The sequence below is a fragment of the Pseudomonas sp. lyk4-TYG-107 genome (assembly GCF_030209055.1).
GTDB classification, from domain to species: Bacteria; Pseudomonadota; Gammaproteobacteria; order Pseudomonadales; family Pseudomonadaceae; genus Aquipseudomonas; species Aquipseudomonas putida_A.
In genome coordinates this window covers 56532-77515 of record NZ_JARVST010000001.1, presented here as the reverse complement: position 1 = coordinate 77515, position 20984 = coordinate 56532, and the positions used below count along the sequence as shown (strand labels likewise).

Genomic DNA, 20984 nt, shown 5'->3' with positions numbered 1-20984 from the left:
CTTTCTTTTATCTCTGAATGCTGGTGACCAAAAATAACAAATCAGTCACCGGTTGACCCTATGTGTCGCAAAAGTTGTTGAGGTACACTCGGCCTCAACGAAAACACTCTTCCACGAATCACCTGTTTAGATCTTGCGAGGTTTGCCATGGCTGACTACAAAGCGCCGCTGCGCGATATGCGCTTCGTCCTCAATGAAGTATTCGAAGTCGCCAAACTCTGGGCCGAACTGCCGGCCTTGGCCGAGACTGTCGATGCAGAAACCGTAGAAGCCATTCTCGAAGAAGCCGGCAAGGTCACCAGCAAAAGCATCGCGCCACTGAGCCGTGCGGCCGACGAAGAAGGCTGCCACTGGAAGGACGGTGCCGTCAGCACCCCGGCCGGTTTCCCACAGGCCTATCAGACTTACGCTGAAGGCGGCTGGGTCGGTGTCGGTGGCGATCCGGCCTACGGCGGCATGGGCATGCCCAAGGCTGTCTCGGCGCAGGTCGAAGAGATGGTCAACTCCGCCAGTCTGTCGTTCGGCCTATACCCGATGCTGACAGCCGGCGCCTGCCTGTCGATCAACGCCCACGCCAGCGAAGAGCTGAAGGCCGCGTACCTGCCGAACATGTACGCCGGCATCTGGGCCGGTTCCATGTGCCTGACCGAGCCGCACGCCGGCACCGACCTGGGCATCATCCGCACCAAGGCCGAACCGCAGGCCGACGGTTCCTACAAGGTCAGCGGCACCAAGATCTTCATCACCGGCGGTGAGCACGACCTGACCGAGAACATCATCCACCTGGTGCTGGCGAAACTGCCGGACGCACCTGCTGGCCCGAAAGGCATTTCGCTGTTCCTGGTGCCGAAGTTCATGGTCAATGCCGATGGCAGCCTGGGCGCGCGCAACCCGGCGAACTGTGGTTCGATCGAACACAAGATGGGCATCCAGGCGTCCGCGACCTGCGTGATGAACTTCGATGAAGCTGTGGGCTATCTGGTCGGCGAGCCGAACAAGGGCCTGGCGGCGATGTTCACCATGATGAACTACGAGCGCCTGGGCGTCGGTATTCAAGGCCTGGCCAGCGGCGAGCGTTCCTATCAGAACGCCGTCGAATATGCGCGCGATCGTCTGCAGAGCCGTTCGCCGACCGGCGCGCAGAACAAGGACAAGGTTGCCGACCCGATCATCGTTCACCCGGACGTGCGTCGCATGCTGCTGACCATGAAAGCCTCGAACGAGGGCGGTCGCGCCTTCTCCACGTACGTGGCGATGCAACTCGACACCGCCAAGTTCAGCGAAGACGCGACCACCCGCAAGCGCGCAGAAGACCTGGTCGCACTGTTGACTCCGGTGGCCAAGGCATTCCTCACCGACCTGGGCCTGGAAACCACCGTCCACGGTCAGCAGATTTTTGGCGGCCACGGCTACATCCGCGAGTGGGGCCAGGAGCAACTGGTGCGTGACGTGCGCATCACGCAGATCTACGAAGGTACCAACGGCATTCAGGCGCTGGACCTGGTCGGGCGCAAGATCGTCGGCAGCGGTGGCGCGTTCTACAAGCTGTTCGCTGACGAGATCCGCCACTTCACTGCAACCGCCAGCGCTGACCTCGGCGAATTCACCAAGCCGCTGAACGATGCCGTCAGCACCCTCGACGAGCTGACGGCGTGGCTGCTGGATCGGGCGAAAACCAATCCGAACGAAATCGGCGCGGCCTCGGTCGAATATTTGCAAGCGTTCGGCTACACCGCCTATGCCTACATGTGGGCACTGATGGCGAAAGCCGCACTGGGCAAAGAAGCGCAGGACGATTTCTACGCCAGCAAGCTGGGCACCGCACGGTTCTATTTCGCCCGTCTGCTGCCGCGTATCCACTCGTTGAGCGCGTCGGTGAAGGCGGGTAGCGAGTCGCTGTTCCTGCTGAATGCTGAGCAGTTCTGATGATGTAACGTCATGTAAGCATTCTCTTACATGACGTGCTGCTGTTCTCCCATAGGCGTAGATTGGATCCACAGCTAATCTACAACTCATGGACGTCGCGCAGGAAGCGCAAAGCAACAACACGGACACGTAGGATTCTGCCAGGGTGGCGGAGTGAAATGGATGTCAGGGAAACAGTCTGCAAAGCCCCGCTTCGGCGGGGTTTTCTTTTGCCTGAAGAAAAGTTTTCAGGCCAGCGGATCCAGTGGCGGTGCGGCTTTCAACGGTTTGTCTTCACGCTGAATCACTTCTTCCAGCAATGTGCGCAGCAAGGTCAAAGACGCCTGCTGGCGTTGCACATCGCGGCACACCAGCCCAACCTTCAGCGGCACCCGTGGTTCGCTCAACGGCTTCCACAACAGATCCTGCTCGTCGTATTCCTTCTGTGAACGCCCGGGCAGCACCGTTGCCAGCTTGGTGTGCGGCAGACTGTCGAGAATCCCCAGCATATTGTTCAGCTCGGCCTGCACTTGCGGGCGCCGACCCAGGCTGGTCAGTTGCGCCTGCCAGATCTGCCGGATCTGAAACTCTTCGCCCAGCAGCAACATCGGCAATTCCGCTGCCTGCCGCATCGAGACCTTCTTGAATTCACGCAGCGGGTGATCCGCCGGGATGACCAGCGTCAGCTCATCTTCATACAACATCACGCCATGCAGCCCCGGTTGGCGCGGCGGCAGGTAGCTGATGCCGATGTCCAGTGAGCCGTTGAGCAAACGGCGCTCGATCTCCAGCCCCGTCAGTTCATAGATCTGCACCACAAGATGCGGCTGCGCCTTGCGCACCCGTTCGAGCATTTGCGGCACGAGGCTGGTGTGCACTGTTTGCAGTACGCCGATCGCCAGCGTGCGCAAGGCCTGCCCCTTGAAGTTGCCCAGCGCTTCCCGCGCCCGCTGCAAACCGTCGAGCAGCGGCACGGCGTGGTTGTACAGCGTGTGCGCGGCAAGGGTCGGCAACAGGCGTTTGCTGCTGCGTTCGAACAGCGTGACGTCGAGGTTCTGTTCGAGCTGACGAATCTGCTGCGACAGCGCCGGTTGCGAAATCGACAGGCGTTCGGCGGCCCGACCGACATGGCCCTCTTCGTAGACCGCGACGAAATAACGCAGTTGTTTGAAATCCATAAGTAATACTTATCGAAAATGCTGGTAAATCGAAATGGCCCGAAGCCGTCAGTGAGCCTAGTCTAACCGCAATCACAAGGCTTACAGGGCCAGAGAGCGCGATGAATAGCGTTTGCTTCGATAGGGTTTGCATAGGCGGTTCAAAAAACCTCAAGCGAGGTTTTTTGCAATGAATCTGTTCAGTTTGCGGCGTCAGGCGCCGAGTCTCGATGACCTCGCTTTCGAGGCCGGTCCACCCCAGGCAGGCGATAGCCTGAATGCCGAGCGACTGATGCCCAGCGTCGAGCGACCGGCGCAGGTCTTCGTGCGCGGCCAGGGCTCCTGGTTGTGGGACAGCAACGACCGCGCTTATCTCGACTTCTCCCAGGCCGGCGGCGCCAACAGCCTCGGCCACAGCCCTTCGGCGCTGGTCAAGGCCATCGCCAGTCAGGCCCAGGCGTTGATCAATCCCGGTTTCAATCTGCACAACCGCGGCGTGCTCAGCCTTGCCGAGCGCCTGTGCGCCAGCACTTCCAGCGATCAGGCTTACCTGCTCAATAGCGGCAGCGAGGCCTGTGAAGCGGCGATCAAACTGGCGCGCAAATGGGGCCAACTGCATCGTGGCGGCGCCTCGCGGATCATTGTTGCGAAGCAGGGTTGCCATGGCCGCAGCCTGGCAACGATTTCCGCGTCGGACAGTTGCAACCTGCACAACCGCTTCGCACCGTTGCTGCCGGGTTTCGATCTGGTGCCGTTCAATGACTTGCCTGCGTTACATGCCGCCGTCGATGCGCAAACCGTGGCAATCATGCTCGAACCGATCCAGAGCGATGCCGGGGTGATTCCGGCCACCGAGCATTACCTCAAAGGCGTCGAGCGTCTGTGCCGAGAATTGGGCATTTTGCTGATCCTCGACGAAGTGCAGACCGGCATCGGGCGCTGCGGCACATTGCTCGCCGAACAGTCCTACGGCGTGCGCGCCGATATCGTTGTGCTCGGCAAAGGCCTCGGCGGCGGTGTTCCTCTGGCGGCGTTATTGGCCCGTGGCAAGGCCTGCTGTTTTGACGCAGGTGAACTGGGCGGCACCCATCACGGCAACGCGCTGATGACAGCGGCCGGTCTGGTGGTGCTTGATAGCGTGCAGGATCGGGTATTTCTCGAGCAGGTCAAAGACCTCGGCCAGCACCTGCGCGAAGGTCTAGCTCGATTGGCACACCGCTATGGGCATGGCGAACTGCGTGGTCAAGGCCTGTTCTGGGGACTGAGCCTGTCAGAGGATTCCGCCGATGCCGTAGTCAAAGCCGCCTTGCATGAAGGCCTGCTGCTCAACGCGCCGCAAGCCAACTGCCTGCGTTTCACCCCGGCACTCAGCGTCAGCAAGGCCAACATCGACGAAATGCTCCTGCGCCTGGCCCGCGCCTTCTCGCGAGTGCGTACCGCGCAACTGCAATGCCGCAAAGGGATTGCCGTCTGAGCTGAAGTTTGCTGCCCAATTTGAAGAACCGTCTCGCGGTATAACGCACGCCCCACGCCTGATTCTTTTGGCGTGGGGCGTTTTTTTGTGCCCGATGGTGGCGATCAAATGGCGTTTGCACTGAACCCTGAAGAACGGCGCAGGTCGATTAGCTTGTATGGCTCATGTGAGCCAACCCCCATTCAGGAGCTGACCCATGGACTTCATTCGTATCATCATCGCTATTCTGTTGCCGCCACTGGGTGTGTTTCTGCAGGTCGGGTTCGGCGGGGCGTTCTGGCTGAACATTCTGCTGACGCTGTGCGGCTATATCCCGGGGATCGTGCATGCGGTGTACATCATCGCCAAGCGCTGAGTTCAGCGGCACCTGATAGATAGCTTTCGCGAGCAGGCTCGCTCCCACAGGGGATTTTGTGCACAACACAGATCCAATGTGGGAGCGAGCCTGCTCGCGAATGGGACGACGCTATTTTGAATTGGGGCGGTGATCAGTCCGCCAACCCCATCACCCGCCGATAAAACCGCCACTCCTGCTCCAGCGCATGCGCCTGATTGGCGGCGCGACGGAAACCATGGCGTTCGTCGGCGTAGTAATGCGCCTCGACCGGGATGCCGTTTTGCTCCAGCGCCGCGACCATGTCGCGGGTCTGTTGCGGCACCACCACCGCATCCAGTTCACCCTGGAAGAAAATCACCGGCACACGGATGTTGCGCGCGTGCAGTAACGGCGTGCGGGCGGCGTAGCGCTCGGCATCCTGTTCGGGATCGCCGATCAGCCAGTCGAGATAATCACCTTCGAATTTGTGGGTTGCCCGGGCCAATGCCACCGGATCGCTGACGCCATAGAGGCTGGCGCCCGCGCGGAACACCTGCTGAAACGCCAACGCGCATAACGTGGTGTAACCCCCGGCGCTGCCGCCGCGGATAAACGCGCGCTCGCCGTCGATCAGACCTTGCTCGGCCAGATACGCCACCACCGCGCAAGCATCCTCGACATCCACCTCACCCCAACTCAGATGCAACGCCTGACGATATTTGCGACCGTAACCGCTGCTGCCGCGATAGTTGAGGTCGGCGACGGCGAAACCACGCTGCGTCCAGTACTGAATGCGCGGGTCAAGCATCGGGTAGCAGGCCGACGTCGGGCCGCCGTGGATGAATACCACCAGTGGCGGCTGGGCTTCGTCGTTCATCGCCGGATAGAAGAAGCCGTGAGCCTCACCGCTGCCGCTCGGGTAGCGCAAGGTCTGCGGACGGCTGATGCACTCCGCCGGCAAAGGCGCCACACCGCCAGCCAGCACATTCACTTCGCGGGTAGCGCGATCAATGGCGATCACCGCAGAAGGGCTGATCGGCGAAGCGGCGATGCAATAGATAAATTGCTGATCCAGCGCCAGATGGCGGAAGCGGCTGTAGTCGCCGGTGAAGTCTTCGACGTCGAGCGCCAGGCGACCAAAACCGCCTTCGCTCCAGCTCGCCAGAAACGAATCGCCCACCGGCAACCAGGTACAGCCACCCATTTGCCACGGGGCGGGCGCATGATCGGCCTCGGCGCAGGGCAGTCGCTGCAAACCGTCGGACGTTTCGCCCCACGGCTGCCAGAAACCGCCGCGATCAGTCAGGCACAACAAGCGTCCTTTTGCATCGAACCGGGGTTGCTGGATCGACTCTTCAAGGTCAGCACCCGCCACGCAATACGGTGCGCCAAAGCCACCCTCAGCCAGACGCTCGGCCACCATCAATCGCGTGGATGTCCAAGGCTGATGCGGCCGACTCCACTCGATCCAGGCCAATCGCGAACCGTCCGGGCTGATCACCGGTGCTGCATAAAAATCCGCACCTTCAGCCAGCAAATGCCGGGTGCCGTCGGCCAGATCAATCGCTACCAGCCGATGCTGGTCGCGCAGTTCCTCGACCGCCAGCACTTGGCCGAAAGCAAAATGCAGATCGCCATAACGACACTCGCCAGAAGTCAGCACCTCGGGCGCGCCATCCAGCGTCTGCCGATACAACTGCTGATCCGCCTCATTGACGAAAACCACTCCACTTGGCGTCAGACAAAACGCACCACCGCCGTATTCGTACACCCGGCTGCGCACACTGAAGCCATCCGGCGTCAGACATTTCGCCGCGCCGTCTCGCCAGTGCCAGATCCGGCACGCAGCATCTTCGGGGCGATATTCATTCCAGAACAAACCGTGGGCACCGAGTTGCAGTTCGGCGAAATCCATTCCGGCGGCGACAGCCTGGGCGGCGCTGAAAGGCTCAGCCCTTGGCGATGAGGCGTGAGTTTCGTTCATTACGGAAGGCCAGTTGTTCGATGGTCTGAGTGGCGGTCTCGGCTTCTTCGCGGGCCTTGAGAATCACGCCGTGATGGTCGGACTTGCTGCACACCGGGTCGGCATTGCTCGCGTCCCCCGTGAGCATGAACGCCTGACAGCGGCAGCCGCCGAAGTCCTGTTCCTTTTCGTCGCAGGAGCGGCATGGCTCGGGCATCCAGTCGTAACCGCGAAAGCGGTTGAAGCCGAACGAGTCGTACCAGATGTGCTGCATGCTGTGGTCGCGCACGTTGGGAAATTGTACCGGCAGCTGTCGGGCACCATGACAGGGCAGGGCGGTTCCGTCCGGAGTAACCGTCAGAAAGATACTGCCCCAGCCGTTCATGCAGGCTTTCGGGCGTTCTTCATAGTAGTCCGGAGTGACGAAAATCAACTTGCACGGATGCCCTTCGGCTTCCAGTTTGGCGCGGTATTCGTTGGTGATACGTTCGGCACGTACCAGTTGTTCCTTGGTCGGCAACAGGCCGACACGATTGAGCTGCGCCCAACCGTAGAACTGGCAGGTGGCGAGTTCGACGAAGTCCGCTTCGAGCGCGATGCACAGCTCGATGATGCGGTCGATCTTGTCGATGTTGTGCCGGTGGGTGACGAAGTTCAGCACCATCGGATAGCCGTGGGCCTTCACCGCGCGAGCCATTTCCAGTTTCTGCGCGAAGGCTTTTTTCGAGCCGGCGAGCAGGTTGTTCACTTGCTCGTCGCTGGCCTGGAAACTGATCTGGATGTGATCGAGGCCGGCCTTCTTGAAGTCACTGATCTTCTGCTCGGTCAGACCGATGCCGGAAGTGATCAGGTTGGTGTAGAAACCCAACTGTCGCGCTTCACGGATCAGTTCGGCGAGGTCCTGACGCACCAGCGGTTCGCCACCGGAAAAGCCCAGTTGCGCCGCGCCCATCTCCCGCGCTTCGCGGAAGACCTTGATCCACTGCTCGGTGCTCAGCTCTTTGCCCTGCTCGGCGAAATCCAGCGGATTGGAGCAGTACGGGCATTGCAGCGGGCAACGGTAGGTCAGCTCGGCGAGCAACCACAGCGGCAGGCCGACTTCAGGTTTTGGCGGTACTTGCACCGATGCCTCAGGCAAGTTCGATCCAGTGCTGCGCACGGGCAACCTCCATGAATTGCTCGATGTCTTCACCGAGCTCGGGCACGCCGGGAAACTGCTCGTCGAGTTTGGCGATGATCGCCGCGACATCGCGTTCACCGTCGATCAAACCGCCGATCAGCGCGGCGCTGTCGTTGAGCTTGATCATGCCCTCGGGGTAGAGCAGCACATGACCTTTTTGCGCCGGTTCGTACTGGAAACGGTAGCCGGGACGCCAGGTCGGGATCTTGCTGCGATCAAAACTCATAGGGTGATTCCTTTGTGCCAGACCCGCTGCTCGGTGACGCTGTGATACGGCGGGCGGTTCAGTTCGTAAGCCATGCTCATGGCATCGAGCATGCTCCAAAGAATGTCCAGTTTGAACTGGAGAATTTCCAGCATGCGCTCCTGACCCTCGCGGGTCTTGTAGTGCTCGAGCGTGATCGCCAGACCATGCTCGACATCGCGCCGCGCCTGACCGAGGCGAGTGCGGAAATATTCGTAACCGGCCGGGTCGATCCATGGGTAATGCCGCGGCCAGCTGTCGAGGCGCGACTGGTGGATCTGCGGCGCGAACAGCTCGGTCAACGAACTGCTGGCGGCTTCCTGCCAACTGGCGCGGCGAGCGAAATTGACGTAGGCATCGACGGCGAAACGCACGCCGGGCAGCACCAGTTCCTGGGAGCGCAGTTGATCCGGGTCGAGGCCGACCGCCTGACCGAGACGCAGCCAGGCTTCAATGCCGCCGTCTTCACCGGGGGCGCCATCGTGGTCGAGCAGGCGTTGAATCCACTCCCGGCGAATCTCGCGATCCGGGCAATTGGCGAGGATCGCCGCGTCTTTCAGGGGGATGTTCACCTGATAGTAGAAGCGGTTGGCGACCCAGCCCTGAATCTGCTCGCGGGTGGCACGGCCTTCGTACATCGCCACGTGATACGGGTGGTAGATGTGGTAGTAGGCGCCTTTGGCGCGCAGGGCCGCTTCGAATTCGGCGGGGGACAGCGGGGTGTCGGTCATTGCGGTTCTCCGGGGAACAACCCTAGAAATCTTTTCTGTTTGCACTGGCCTCTTCGCGAGCAGGCTCGCTCCCACAGGTTGATCGCATTCCAAATGTGGGAGCGAGCCTGCTCGCGAAGGGCCGCGCATCGGTATCTGCGGCTTACAGCACAATACTCATGCCATCAAACGCCACTTCAACATTACGCCGCGCCAGCTCCGCGCGCTCCGGCGAATCTTCATCGAGAATCGGGTTGGTGTTGTTGATGTGGATAAGCACCTTGCGCTGCTCGGGCAACTGCTCCAGCACTTCGAGCATGCCGCCGGGGCCGTTCTGCGCCAGGTGGCCCATCTCGCGACCGGTGCGGGTGCCGACGCCGCGGCGCTGCATTTCATCGTCATCCCACAGCGTTCCGTCCACCAGCAGGCAATCACTGGCGGCCATGATCTCCAGCAATGGCGCATCAACCTTGCCCAGCCCCGGTGCATAGAACAGTTTGCCGCCGGTGTTCATGTCTTCGACGATCAGGCCGATGTTGTCGCCCGGGTGCGGGTCGAAACGGTGCGGCGAATACGGTGGCGCGGCGCTGCGCAACGGCAGCGGGGTGAAGCGCAGGTTCGGGCAGGCAGCGACAGTGAAGCTCTGGTCGAGCTCGATGCGATTCCAGTTCAGTCCGCCGTTCCAGTGGGTGAGCATCTTGAACAGCGGGAAACCGGTGCTCAAATCTTCGTGAACCATGTCCGTGCACCAGACCTCATGCGGGCAGCCTTCACGCAGGCTGAGCAGGCCGGTGGTGTGGTCGATCTGGCTGTCCATCAGGATGATCGCGCTGATGCCGGTGTCGCGCAGGGCTCGGCCCGGTTGCATCGGGGCGAAGCTCTGCAGTTGCGCGCGGATGTCCGGCGAAGCGTTGCACAGCACCCAGTTCACGCCATCATCGGAAATTGCGATGGACGATTGGGTACGGGCCTTGGCATTCAGGCTGCCGTCGCGAAAGCCTGCGCAATTGACGCAGTTGCAGTTCCACTGCGGAAATCCGCCACCGGCGGCCGAACCCAGAATCTGGACGAACATGAACGCTCCCATCTTTCAACGCTGAAAATAAAACGCCCCGGCGAGCCGAGGCGTTGCACTGCAAGTCTGCGTAGGCAGAACTCAGCGGCTGGCGAAGTACATGGTGACTTCGAAGCCGATACGCAGGTCGGTGTAAGCCGGTTTTGTCCAGGACATAGGGTGACTCCTCATTGGGTGGGTGGGATAGCGCTGTCCATAGTTATAGTCCACAGCAGCGCAGGGATGTTCCAAATAGTTAGGCTGCTATGTTACTCAAAATTTCAACGGTATTGCCCGTGAATCTTTGAGAAAGCTCCTTGCAGCCTTGGTAATGATCATTTTGTCGCTTGCCACGGCGCGCCGGGTGACGATTCGTTGGCCAGGCAGCGCCAGCCGCCCTCGGCGTTGAGCAACCGCTGCGCTGCCTCCAGCAATGTTGAGCGTTTCAGTTGACCCATGGCTGTGTGCAGTTGCGCCAGATAATCCGACGAGTGGCCGGCGAGCTTGGCCTGCCACAGCAACTCGGCGGCGTCTTTGCCGGACAGATGACTCTCAGCGAACTGATCCGCGAGTGATTGGCGTTGCTGGTTGAAGTCCTCTTCATCGAGGTTTTCGATCAGTGCAGGAATGCCCTCGAGGAACTGCTGGATATGGCCGAGCAGCTCAACGGGCGCAGTATCTGGCGACTGCACGCCGAACAGCAATCCACTCTGGCCATGCATCTGCCGCAAGGCGCTGAACACTGCGTAGCCCAATTGCAATTCGACCCGCAGGCGCTGGTAGAACGGTGTCTGGCACAGCTGCGCGAGCAGGCGCCAAGCGGCTTCGTCGGCGATCTCGCGGCTGGCGCTCGGGCAGAACAGCAGCAACGCATGCTCGCTGGACGCGATGTCGATGTGGCTCCACAGATGTTGCGGGTTGATCGCCGTCGCTGCCGGCAATTGATTATCCGGTGTGCCGGGGATGCGGCTCAGGGCCAGGCCCATGGCCGATTGCGTCTGTGCGTTGAGACCAAGGGCCAGTCCGTCCCAGCGCGAAGTTGTCCACAGCTGTTTGACGTCGTTCGACTCGACGGCCGATGACAGACAATATTCAGGCAACGCCTTGAGCAACTGGCGGATCGGTATCAACGGTGTTTCTGCCTCTGCGCTCGCTGAATCGGCGTCAATTTGCGTCAGACATTTCAGCGTGTGTTCGAGGACACTGGGCATCGGCTCCTGCAGGCCCGTTATTTTCAGCAGCCATTGCGTGCCGGTGGCACTGAACGCCAACTCGACGCCGGCCTGCCGCGCATCTTCCTGCGTTTCCCGCAGACTGCGTCGCAGCTTGCCTTGCAGATCTGTGCCGGCCGCCGCCTGCGTTTGCCAACGCAAGTAAATCGCGCCGTGGTCGCTATGATCCGGCAACGCCTGGCTGAATTGCATCGGCGAACGCTCACGCCGACCGCGCGAGCGATCCTGAGCGAAAGTACGCAGCCCACGATGGGCGCTGGTCTGGCCACGAATCAGGCCGGCGTTGGCCAGCGGCTCGTTGGAGCCTAGAAAAGGATTGGCGGCAGGCAGGTGCCAATGGTCGCTGAAGTTATCCACAACACCGATGTCGCGCAGGATATGTTTGAGCGCAACGACGCCGATTTCCGACAGACCGTTTTCGCGTTGTTCACTGTCGAGCCGCGCCAGTTGCAGGGCGCCGCTGATTTGCTGCTGACGCTCAAGCAGCCTGGTGTACTCCTCGCGCAGCGCTGCCCAGTCCTGTTGCGCGGCAAAGAAGCTCAACCAGTCCAGCAGTTGTTCACCAATGACGCTCAGGGATTCGGCGGGGGCGGTGAATTGCAGATGCAGCAGCGCTTGCCCGGCGAACTGATACAGCGGCACGGCTTTCAAACCGTCCGCGAGGCGTTGTTGCTGCAAATGGGCGAGCAGCCCGCCGGGCTTGGCGCTGTTCAGCCAATGGCAGAGAAACGCCAGCGCTTCGGCGGACGAGTCGGGCAGCGCTTCGAAAGCGAACAACAGATTGCCGCTTCGCTCGCCGACCTGTTGATAACTTTTTACCGCCAATGGCAGCGGCGCTGCTTGCTCGACCTTATCCCCAACCGGCAGCACGGCGGCGAACTGCTGCGCCAGTACGCGCAATTCCTCGATGCTCTGCGGCCCGACCAGGCTCAGCGTCATTTGTCCGGTGCGATAAAACTGCCGGTGGAAATCTTTCAGCGCCTGTTGAAACGCTGGTAACTCAACTTTCAGGCTGTCGCGATTTCCCGCATGAAACCCGCGCAGCGGATGTGTGGCCGGCAATCCCTCGTACAGCGCCAGTTCCTGCTGAGCCGTCGGATCTTGCGACCACGCGACGAATTCAGCGTCCAGCACTTCGCGTTCGCGCAACTGATCGTGCGGATTCATACGCGGCTGGGCGAGCATGTCTGACAGACGCTCGAGCCCGGCGCTGTAGGCCGAGGTCGGCAGTTCGAAGAAGAAGTCGGTGGTGCGTTCACGGGTGCTTGCATTCACTTGGCCACCGTGACTTTGCACGTAGGCCATCAGCGCCTGACTCGCAGGAAAACGCTCAGTGCCGAGAAACAGCAGATGCTCAAGGAAATGCGCCAGCCCCGGCCACTTGAGTGGCACGTCATGGCTACCGGCAGCCACCCGCAACGCAGCGGCACTGCGCTTCAAGCCGGGCACCTGACGCAGGGTCACGCGCAAGCCGTTTGGCAGGGTTTCAGTGTGGGGGCGGGGGTGAGTCGGCGCAGGCATGGGCACTTCCAGAACAGTGAAGTGCCAATGCTAGCGGATTGGGTGGGGTCAGCGCTTGTTCAACGCATGGTAAAGCTCGGGACGGCGGTCGTTGAGGTAGCGATTGGCGGCGCGGGAATCGGCCATCAACTGTCGATCCAGCTCACCGACGATCAATGCTTCATCGAGTCCGGCCTGGGCGATACGGCTGCCGTCCGGCGCGGCGATGCTGCTTTGTCCGCAATAGTGGATCTCGCCTTCCTGCCCGCAATAATTGGCGTACGCCACGTAACACTGGTTTTCGAAGGCACGGGAACGCACGGTAACGTCAGCGACGAAATCGAACGGAATCATGTTTGCCGTCGGCACCAGAATCAGCTCGGCACCGGCCAGCGCCAGACGTCGTGCGTTCTCCGGAAACTCCAGGTCGTAGCAGATCAGAAAACCGAGCTTCCAGCCGTTGAGTTCAACCACCGGAAAATCATCTTCGCCGGGGCTGAACATCGATCGATCGAGATCGCCGAACAGATGGGTCTTGCGGTAATTGCACAGGCGCTCGCCGTGCGCGTCGATCAACTGCACGGCGTTGTAGATCTGCCCGTCGGCCGTGCGCTCGGGGTAACCGTAAGCAATCGCCAGCCCGGCGGCTTTGGCGATTCGACCGATCTGTTGCGCCCATTCACCGTTGTAGACCTCGGCCAGCGTACTGACTGCCTCGGCGCCGACGTTGTAGCCGGTCAGGAACATCTCCGGCAGCACCAGCAGGTCGGCACCCTTGGCCTCCATTGCCAGTTGCTGCAGGCGATGCAGGTTGGCGGCGGGTTCCAGGGGCAGCGGTGGACATTGGTAAAGGGCTACACGCATCGGGGATTCCTCTTACTCGGGCAGGGCGATAGGGCCGATGTCTTTGAACACATCACCTGGGCCCGGGTTCTCTTTAGGTGTCGAACCACCGAAATGCTTCATGATCCCCCACACCGCGTTGAGTGAAGTCTGCACCGCGCCTTCGACCCATGCCGGCGTCCACGACACGTCGTCACCGGCGATGAAAATCCCCCGTTGCTCGGCGGGCATGTCGTCCTGCATGAAGTGCGCGTACATGCGCTGGTTGTAGCGATAGTGGCCGGGCAGGGCGCCTTTGAATGCGCCGAGGAAGTACGGGTCGGCTTCCCATGACACGGTGATCGGATCGCCGATGATCCGCGCGGCGATATCGACTTTCGGGTAGATCTTCTTCAGCGCGTTCAACGCCAGCTCTACGCGTTTTTCCACCGGGTGCGGCAGCATCTTCAGCGCGTCGCTCATCCACGAATAGGACAGGCAGATCACCCCCGGCTTATCGTCACCGTTGTCGAACAGATAGGTGCCGCGGGTCAGGCGATCGGTGAGGGTCATGCTCATCAGGTCGCGGCCGGTTTCCGGATCCTTGTCCTTCCAGAACGGGCGGTCGACCATCACGAAAGTCTTCGACGACTGCATGTAGCGCGTGCGGTCCAGCGCCATCCACATCTTCTGCGAGAACAGGGTTTCGTCGCATTCGATCTGGGTGGTCAGCAGCCAGCTCTGGCAGGTGGTCAGCACGGCGGCGTATTCGCGGGTGTCGCCGTTGTTGTCGGTGACGGCGAAACGGCCGTCCGGCGCGTGAGCGATTTTCTTCACGCCGGAACGCGGCGCGCCACGGTGCAGGGATTTCAGGCTGGTGCCTTGCGGCCAGTGCACGCAGCGCTCCGGCACATGCCGCCAGATGCCTTGCGGCACTTGCTCCACACCGCCCACCACCAGGTGCTGGTGATCGTCGCAGTTGGTCATCACCACGCGGAAGATTTCCAGCATCGAGTTGGGGAAGTCCGAGTCCCAGCCGCCGGTACCAAAACCGACCTGACCGAACACTTCGCGGTGGTGGAACGACAGTTTGGCGAAGGCTTTGGAAGTGGCCACGAAGTCGTAGAACGTGCGGTCGTCCCACAGCGGAACGAGTTTATTCCACAGCTCTTTGAGGCGTGGCACATCGCGGTCGCGGATCGCTTGCTGAATATCGGCGAACTGCGAGCCGGCCTCCAGCGCATCCGCCCAGGCGTCAGCCACTTCCTGGAACAGTGCAGGAAGATCCTTCAGGCTTTGTGCGTAATGGGTTTTGCCTTCGAGGTCGATCACGGTGCTGCCGGAAGCCGGCGTCAGTGGGTTCGGGAAAGGTTTGGTCTCGAGACCGAGCTTATCGACGTAGTGGTAGAACGCAGTAGAGGACACCGGGAAACGCATGCCACCCAGTTCCGCGACGATGCCATCGGTGCCGTTGAACGCTTGCGAACGCAGGCGGCCACCCAGTTTCGAGGCCTCGTACACCACTGGTTTCAAGCCGAGCTTCATCAGTTCGTAGGCGGCCACCAGACCCGCGATACCCGCGCCGACAATCGCCACTTCAGCGCCATGATGGTGTTCAGGAATGCTGCCGAGACCGGCCGGGTGTTCGATCCAGTCGTCGAAGGCGAACGGAAAGTCCGGGCCGAAAATGGTGACGGGTTTCTTACCGTCTGCAGGATGGCGATTGTTCTTGTTCATGGCTGACCTTGCTGGCGACCCGACGCAGGATGCGCGTCTGAGTATAGGAAAAGATGCCAGCCATTCTAGGGAGCGTAGAACACGTTAATAAGACGCAAAGTGTCGTCGTTTTGCTAATTAATTGATCAATATGACGTTTGCTGACTACACACCGACCAAATGTAGGAATGAACCTGCTCGCGAAGAGGCCATCAAGCTCACCAGCACTCAAACCGGCTGCCCTCGATCAATCTTGCTACTCAAAATGATCGACGTCGTGGTCTTCTCCACCCCGTCCACACTGCCGATCTGATCCAGCAATTGATCCAGTTGCTCCGGCGAGTCGGTGCGCAACCACGCCACATAATCAAATTCGCCACTCACCGCACACAACTGCTGCACCTGCGCCATCGCGCTCAACCGGCGCAATACCTCTTTGCCGGAACGCGGCTGCACCTTGATCCCGACATACGCCTGCAACCCGCCATCGACCACGCGCTGCCCCAAACGTACGCCATAACCGGTGATCACCTTGGCCCTCTCCAGCCGCGCCAACCGCGATGTGACGGTGGTCCGCGCAATGCCCAGCTGCCGGGCAAGCATGGCCACGCTTTCGCGGGCGTTGATTTGCAGGGCGGCGATCAGCTGGCGGTCGATTTCGTCTAAGGCGGGGGGGCGGGTGTCGGGCAAGGGGCGGCTCCGTGACTGTTGAGGGCGGATGAGTTTGCATGTTACAGGCACTAACTGCGACACGCTGCAGGCGATGACTGAGCACGTCACTTATGCCTGGAGGCAATTGTTGCGCCAAAACAAACATCAAATATTTGGTTTGACTTGCCGGGCCTATTTATCAAGAATGCCAACAAGAGCGCGAAATCTGCTGCCTTGCAGGGCTTTAGCGGACGTAGGTACCTCAGCGATGCTGCAACATCGGTGTAAGGTGAGACCTCTTCATCCCATTTCCTGAGGATGCAAATATCAGGATTCAAATATCAAGGGCAGCCAAATGGCTGCCCTTTTCTTTGTCTTCAAGAATGTACCGCTTGTACAAAGATCGCCATGGCGGTGCTTGTTCATTGCTCTTGACGGAGCGTGCATGAAATTCCAGAGGACGTGCCCGTTCCGCACATCGACCACGACGAGCATGTCGTTTTTTGCCTCATAGGCGTTGATGAATGCCAATCGGAAACCGCCATTATCGTAGAGGACTTTCCATACTTCGAAAGGTCCCGTCAGCGTATCGATGGCATGTCGAACATAGCGTTCTCTGGAGTCTGGACGTTTCTCGACTATATGGGCCAGTTTGTCTCGCATGACTGCAACGTTTCCAATAGGCGTGAGGATGGTAACCGCCAATACGGAGTCGTCGAAGAATCCGAAGTGATCCAAGAGGATTTTGAGGGCGCCTTCTGCGTCGTCAGCCCTCTTTATTTCTTCTATTGCGGCTGACCGAAGCTCTCGCGATAACGTTCTCAGATCGGGTAGAGCAAGGTCGATCCAGGTTTGTTGATCGGCTGCTTCCTTTATCAGTGGCGCAGCATTCACAAGCATAAAAACAATCCTGGACGGGCAGTGGCGTCCGGAGATTACTTGTCTGGGGAAACAGTCAACAAGGCGCGGGGAGGGGAGAAAACATAACTTCGGAACATTCCTACAGCCTTCGGGGAGGTCTTCCGAACATTGCGCTCGCAAAGATTGTCCCCTCAACTGATCGCCCAAGAAAAAGCCGCGCATGTAGCGCGGCTTTCAAATGTGGTGGGCCCACACGGACTTGAACCGTGGACCAAAGGATTATGAGTCCTCTGCTCTAACCAACTGAGCTATAGGCCCTCAGTAGGCCGCGGATTATAGCGACGGTTTGGCGGCTGTGCTATCCGAATAATCCGATACGGTTACACGAAGAAACGTTGCGGCGAATTCTTCCGGGGGCAGCGGCAGGCTGACGATGTAGCCCTGGATCTGTTCGCAACCTTCGGCGGCGAGGAATTGTTGCTGGGCCTGGGTCTCGACGCCTTCGGCGATCACGGTGAATTGCATGCTCCGGCCCAGAGCGATGATCGCGCGGACAATCGCCGCGTCGTGCGGGTCATCGGGCAGTCCGCGAACAAAGGACTGGTCGATCTTGAGGATGTCCAGCGGCAGGCGTTTGAGGTAGCTGAGCGAAGAATAACCGGTGCCGAAGTCGTCGATCGCCAGTTGTACGCCCAAGTGTTTGAGCTGGTGCAGCACCGCCAAGGCCTCCTCGGCCTGGCTCATGATGAAGTTTTCGGTAATTTCCAGTTGCAGTAAATCCGGCTGCAGACGGTTGTCCCTGAGCAGTTGTTCGATGCGTCCGAGCAGATTCGGCTGGCGTAGTTGCGCACCGGCGAGGTTGACTGACAGCGGGCCGAGGCTGTCGTAGATCTGGCTCCACTCGAACATCTGCCGGCAGGCGGTCTCGAGCACCCAATCGCCGATCTGCAGGATCATGCCGTTCTCTTCGGCCAGTGGAATGAAGTGCTCCGGCGGCACTTCGCCGAAGGTCGGGTGACGCCAGCGGATCAGTGCTTCGGCACCGACCAGGCGATGGTCGTCGAGGCTGATTTTCGGTTGGTAGTAGAGGAACAACTCTTCGCGCTCGATGGCCCGGCGCAGTTCGTGCTCCAGTGCCACGCGCTCGCTGGCCTGGGCAGTGAGGTCGCGAGTGTAGCTTTCGACGCGGTTGCGGCCCTTGGCCTTGGAGCGGTACATCGCCGCGTCGGCGTTTTTCACCAAGGTGGCGACATCGCAGCCATCCCGTGGATAGAGGCTGGTGCCGATGCTGGCGCTGATGAAGAACTCGTGCTCACCGGCCTGAAACGGTGCGCCAAAGCAGTTGAGCAGTTTGAATGCGATGTTGTCGGCATCGCTGGCTTGTTGCAGACCCGGCAGCAGAATGATGAATTCATCACCGCCCAGTCGTGCGACGGTGTCGATATCACGCAGTTGTTCTTTCAAACGCACGGCAATGCCTTTGAGCAGCAGATCGCCAACCGGGTGGCCGAGGCTGTCGTTGATGTGTTTGAAGCGGTCGAGATCGAGGAACAGCACCGCGCCCTGACCACCGTTTTCCTGCTGACTGTTCAGCGCGGTGAGCAGGCGACTTTCGAACAGGGTGCGATTCGGCAGGCCGGTGAGCGGGTCGTGGTGCGCCTGATAATCGAGCTTGGCTTGTGCGTGTTTGAGGCTGGAGATATCGGCGAACACCGCGACGAAGTGGGTGATGAACTTGTCGCGGTTGCGTACGGCGCTGATGGTCAGCCAGCTCGGATACAACTCGCCGTTCTTGCGCCGGTTGGAAATCTCGCCCTGCCAGTGTCCCTCAGCAGTCAACTGGTGCCACATTGCCGCATAAAACGCACTGTCGTGCAGCCCCGAGGCGAGCAGACGCGGGGTGTGGCCGAGGGCTTCGCTTTCGCTGTAGCCGGTGATTTCGGTGAACGCACGGTTCACCGCGCTGATGTGCTGCTGGGTGTCGGTGATCAACACGCCTTCGGCGGTGCTCTCGAATACGGTGGCCGCCTGCTGCAGTTTTTCCTGCATCAAATGGCGCTCGGTGATGTCCCGGGCGATGGTCAACATGCAATCTTCTTCGCCGATCGGTAGCGGACGGCTGGACACTTCGCACAGTCGGATCTGCCCGTCGCTGCGGCGGATATGGCAGGTGAAATCGCGTACGAAGCCGTCGCGGTGCAGCAGGTCGAGCATCTGCTTGCGTTCGTTGAGATTGACCCAGATCCCCAGGTCCAGCGCCGAGCGATCCACCGACATCGCGCTGTTGAACCCGGTGATGCGGCTGAAGCCCTCGTTGACCTCCAGCAGCAAGCCATCGCTCTGACGCGACAGCAGCAAGCCGTCCGGCGAGGCGTGAAAGGCTTTGGCGAACTTCTCTTCGGAGGTTTGCAGTTGCTGCTGGGTTTCCTTGAGCTGGGTGATGTCGCGCACGACCACCACCAGCGCCGGAGTGGTGTCGAGGTCGAAGGGCTCGGCGGAGATCAGACCGGTGAACACCTGGCCATTGTTGCGGCGAAAGGGCATCTCCAGGTTGCGGATGCTGCCGGCCTGCAAGCGCTGTAACAGCCCGGGCCCGACCCCGGGGATGCCCCAGATATTCAGTTCAGTGGCGGTCTGGCCGACCACGTCTTCCGCCTTCAGGCCAATCTGCTCTTCAAAGGCTTCGTTGACCTCCAGCAGACAGCCGTCGGACAACCGCGCGATCACGAGGATATCCGGGCATTGCTGGAACACCGACGCGAACTTCTGCTCCGAAAGCCGCAGCGCCTCCTCAGTGCGCTTGGTTTCGCTGATGTCGATCATCAGCCCGCGCATCACAGGCTCGTGGCCATGTTCAATCAGACTGACAATGTCACGCACCCACAGGCAGCGCCCGTCAGCGGTGATCACCCGATAGTCGAGGGTGTGATCGCGTCCGTCGCGTACCGCCTCATCGCAAATGGCCTGGGCGCGGGTCAGGTCGGCGGGGTGAATGATGTTGCGCCAGAAGCCCGGAATCAGCCAGTGCGCCTGTGGATAACCGAGCAGATCTTCGGCATGGGGCGACACATAGCTGTAGGTGAAGTCGCTCATGCGCGCTTCCCAGGCGATGGCCGAAAGGCTCTCGACCAATCCGCGGTAATGATATTCGCTGCTGCGCAATTCCTGTTCTAGGTCGACGCGGCGGGCGATTTCCGAACTCAAGCGGCGATTGATGCGAATGACCACCGCCAGAATGCTGACCAGCAGCAACAGGCCCGGAAGGCCATAGATCAGAAGATCCGACCAGAATGTCCGATGGTCCAGAACATTACCGACCCAATGTTCCTGAATGCTGCTGATTTCCTCGGGGCTCATGTCCGCCAGGACTTTGTCCAGAATACCCACCAGCATTTTGTTGTCGCGGGGTACGCCCATTGCCAGCTGATAGCGATACGGGGTTTCGCCGCTGACGTATAAACCGTCGAGCTTGAGCTGGCGCAGACTCCAGACGCTGGAGGCAAGGTCGCCGACCACGGCGTCTACCTCGTCGGTAGCCAGAGCCTGCAAGGCCGAGCTGACATTGGGCATGGCCACCAGATTCAGGTCGGGATGGTGGGTGCGCAGGAGTTCGTGGGGGGCGTAGTTTTCCACCACGGCGATCTTCAGACCGTACAGGTCCTCGATTTTGCGCGGTTGTGCGCCGCCGATATGGGCGAGGATCACGATCGGGAAATCGAGGTAGGGGCGGGTAAACGACAGATAGTTCTGGCGCTCCGGCGTGGACATGATTCCTGGCAGCAGGTCGATCTTGCCGGTTTTCACCTGCGCCAGCACTTCGGTCCAGCTCGAGGGCTCGACCGGATTGAGTTTGATCGACAGGCGCTGGCGGATCACGTCGATATAGTCGGCGGCCAGGCCTTGATAGCGATTCTGTTCATCGCGGAACTCGAACGGCGGCCACGATGCATCGACACCCAGGCGCAAGTCCGGGTGAGCCGCCAGCCAGCTACGTTCTTCATCGGTCAGAGTCAGCGCGTCAGCCGTTGCGGTCCAGATCATCAGTGACAGCAAGAAAAGCACGGGCGCCAGTCTGGGCATAACCGTCTCGTTATGGCACGGGATTCATTGTTTCGAGTGTAGACGGGGTATGCCGGGGAGGGGCGGTGCGAGGGATTTAATCTGCCGCATAAACAAAACCCCCGGCCTGGGCCGGGGGT

16 protein-coding genes and 1 tRNA gene are annotated in these 20984 nt (G+C 60.3%); 3 read left to right on the top strand and 14 right to left on the bottom strand.

The window, feature by feature from the left end; all coding sequences use genetic code 11:
- The first annotated feature begins 147 nt into the window (after positions 1–147).
- Positions 148–1926 (top strand): acyl-CoA dehydrogenase C-terminal domain-containing protein, encoded by a 1779-nt coding sequence (locus tag QRN61_RS00340; protein WP_027610696.1) that lies wholly within the window; start codon positions 148–150, stop codon positions 1924–1926.
- Between the two features lie 227 nt (positions 1927–2153).
- Here QRN61_RS00340 and QRN61_RS00335 read toward each other — a convergent pair whose 3' ends face one another.
- Complete coding sequence (locus QRN61_RS00335; protein WP_027610697.1) at positions 2154–3083, bottom strand: LysR family transcriptional regulator; 930 nt, start codon at positions 3081–3083, stop codon at positions 2154–2156.
- A gap of 169 nt (positions 3084–3252) precedes the next feature.
- Here QRN61_RS00335 and QRN61_RS00330 point away from each other — a divergent pair, with 169 nt between their 5' ends.
- The gene (locus QRN61_RS00330) at positions 3253–4536 is read left to right on the top strand and encodes an aspartate aminotransferase family protein (RefSeq protein ID WP_285372974.1); all 1284 of its coding nucleotides are present in this window, start codon (positions 3253–3255) and stop codon (positions 4534–4536) included.
- Positions 4537–4732: 196 nt separating this feature from the next.
- Positions 4733–4891: a YqaE/Pmp3 family membrane protein gene (locus QRN61_RS00325; protein WP_003228885.1), complete on the top strand. Its 159-nt coding sequence runs from the start codon at positions 4733–4735 to the stop codon at positions 4889–4891.
- 133 nt (positions 4892–5024) lie between these two features.
- On the opposite strand, the gene QRN61_RS00320 is transcribed toward QRN61_RS00325, so the two are convergent.
- The 13 genes from QRN61_RS00320 to QRN61_RS00260 form a co-directional block, all read right to left on the bottom strand.
- Positions 5025–6836 carry a S9 family peptidase gene (locus tag QRN61_RS00320; RefSeq protein ID WP_285372973.1) on the bottom strand — a complete coding sequence of 604 codons (1812 nt, stop codon included), beginning with the start codon at positions 6834–6836 and terminating at the stop codon, positions 5025–5027.
- A complete protein-coding gene (gene pqqE / locus QRN61_RS00315) occupies positions 6802–7974 on the bottom strand; it encodes a pyrroloquinoline quinone biosynthesis protein PqqE (protein ID WP_097089108.1) in 1173 nt (390 codons plus the stop codon). Before pqqE ends, QRN61_RS00320 begins: the two co-directional genes overlap by 35 nt.
- Positions 7946–8221 (bottom strand): pyrroloquinoline quinone biosynthesis peptide chaperone PqqD, encoded by a 276-nt coding sequence (gene pqqD, locus QRN61_RS00310; RefSeq protein ID WP_003228880.1) that lies wholly within the window; start codon positions 8219–8221, stop codon positions 7946–7948. The genes pqqE and pqqD overlap by 29 nt, the downstream gene beginning before the upstream one ends.
- The gene (gene pqqC, locus QRN61_RS00305) at positions 8218–8970 is read right to left on the bottom strand and encodes a pyrroloquinoline-quinone synthase PqqC (protein WP_027610701.1); all 753 of its coding nucleotides are present in this window, start codon (positions 8968–8970) and stop codon (positions 8218–8220) included. The genes pqqD and pqqC overlap by 4 nt, the downstream gene beginning before the upstream one ends.
- 142 nt (positions 8971–9112) lie before the next feature.
- On the bottom strand, positions 9113–10024 hold the full coding sequence (gene pqqB / locus QRN61_RS00300) for a pyrroloquinoline quinone biosynthesis protein PqqB (RefSeq protein ID WP_285372972.1): 912 nt from the start codon (positions 10022–10024) through the stop codon (positions 9113–9115).
- An 81-nt stretch (positions 10025–10105) separates the two neighbouring features.
- The gene (pqqA, locus tag QRN61_RS00295) at positions 10106–10180 is read right to left on the bottom strand and encodes a pyrroloquinoline quinone precursor peptide PqqA (RefSeq protein ID WP_003422658.1); all 75 of its coding nucleotides are present in this window, start codon (positions 10178–10180) and stop codon (positions 10106–10108) included.
- Between the two features lie 158 nt (positions 10181–10338).
- Positions 10339–12756 (bottom strand): pyrroloquinoline quinone biosynthesis protein PqqF, encoded by a 2418-nt coding sequence (pqqF, locus tag QRN61_RS00290; RefSeq protein WP_285372971.1) that lies wholly within the window; start codon positions 12754–12756, stop codon positions 10339–10341.
- 48 nt (positions 12757–12804) lie between these two features.
- Positions 12805–13599: a carbon-nitrogen hydrolase family protein gene (locus tag QRN61_RS00285; RefSeq protein WP_285372970.1), complete on the bottom strand. Its 795-nt coding sequence runs from the start codon at positions 13597–13599 to the stop codon at positions 12805–12807.
- Positions 13600–13611: 12 nt separating this feature from the next.
- Positions 13612–15294, bottom strand: coding sequence for a flavin monoamine oxidase family protein (locus tag QRN61_RS00280; protein WP_285372969.1), 1683 nt, complete (start codon positions 15292–15294; stop codon positions 13612–13614).
- Between the two features lie 207 nt (positions 15295–15501).
- Positions 15502–15963: an Lrp/AsnC family transcriptional regulator gene (locus tag QRN61_RS00275; RefSeq protein ID WP_027610706.1), complete on the bottom strand. Its 462-nt coding sequence runs from the start codon at positions 15961–15963 to the stop codon at positions 15502–15504.
- A 288-nt stretch (positions 15964–16251) separates the two neighbouring features.
- Positions 16252–16824, bottom strand: coding sequence for a PBECR2 nuclease fold domain-containing protein (locus tag QRN61_RS00270; RefSeq protein WP_285372968.1), 573 nt, complete (start codon positions 16822–16824; stop codon positions 16252–16254).
- Positions 16825–17026: 202 nt separating this feature from the next.
- Positions 17027–17103, bottom strand: a tRNA-Ile gene (locus tag QRN61_RS00265).
- 15 nt (positions 17104–17118) lie between these two features.
- Complete coding sequence (locus QRN61_RS00260) at positions 17119–20865, bottom strand: bifunctional diguanylate cyclase/phosphodiesterase (RefSeq protein ID WP_103368686.1); 3747 nt, start codon at positions 20863–20865, stop codon at positions 17119–17121.
- Between the last annotated feature and the right edge of the window lie 119 nt (positions 20866–20984).

What these genes read in the sequence shown, in the direction of transcription:
- QRN61_RS00340 (WP_027610696.1), top strand. Translation starts at nt 148, where the DNA reads ATGGCTGACTACAAAGCGCCGCTGCGCGATATGCGCTTCGTCCTCAAT.
- QRN61_RS00335 (WP_027610697.1), bottom strand. Translation starts at nt 3,083, where the DNA reads ATGGATTTCAAACAACTGCGTTATTTCGTCGCGGTCTACGAAGAGGGC.
- QRN61_RS00330 (WP_285372974.1), top strand. Translation starts at nt 3,253, where the DNA reads ATGAATCTGTTCAGTTTGCGGCGTCAGGCGCCGAGTCTCGATGACCTC.
- QRN61_RS00325 (WP_003228885.1), top strand. Translation starts at nt 4,733, where the DNA reads ATGGACTTCATTCGTATCATCATCGCTATTCTGTTGCCGCCACTGGGT.
- QRN61_RS00320 (WP_285372973.1), bottom strand. Translation starts at nt 6,836, where the DNA reads ATGAACGAAACTCACGCCTCATCGCCAAGGGCTGAGCCTTTCAGCGCC.
- pqqD (WP_003228880.1), bottom strand. Translation starts at nt 8,221, where the DNA reads ATGAGTTTTGATCGCAGCAAGATCCCGACCTGGCGTCCCGGCTACCGT.
- pqqC (WP_027610701.1), bottom strand. Translation starts at nt 8,970, where the DNA reads ATGACCGACACCCCGCTGTCCCCCGCCGAATTCGAAGCGGCCCTGCGC.
- pqqB (WP_285372972.1), bottom strand. Translation starts at nt 10,024, where the DNA reads ATGTTCGTCCAGATTCTGGGTTCGGCCGCCGGTGGCGGATTTCCGCAG.
- pqqF (WP_285372971.1), bottom strand. Translation starts at nt 12,756, where the DNA reads ATGCCTGCGCCGACTCACCCCCGCCCCCACACTGAAACCCTGCCAAAC.
- QRN61_RS00285 (WP_285372970.1), bottom strand. Translation starts at nt 13,599, where the DNA reads ATGCGTGTAGCCCTTTACCAATGTCCACCGCTGCCCCTGGAACCCGCC.
- QRN61_RS00280 (WP_285372969.1), bottom strand. Translation starts at nt 15,294, where the DNA reads ATGAACAAGAACAATCGCCATCCTGCAGACGGTAAGAAACCCGTCACC.
- QRN61_RS00270 (WP_285372968.1), bottom strand. Translation starts at nt 16,824, where the DNA reads ATGCTTGTGAATGCTGCGCCACTGATAAAGGAAGCAGCCGATCAACAA.
- QRN61_RS00260 (WP_103368686.1), bottom strand. Translation starts at nt 20,865, where the DNA reads ATGCCCAGACTGGCGCCCGTGCTTTTCTTGCTGTCACTGATGATCTGG.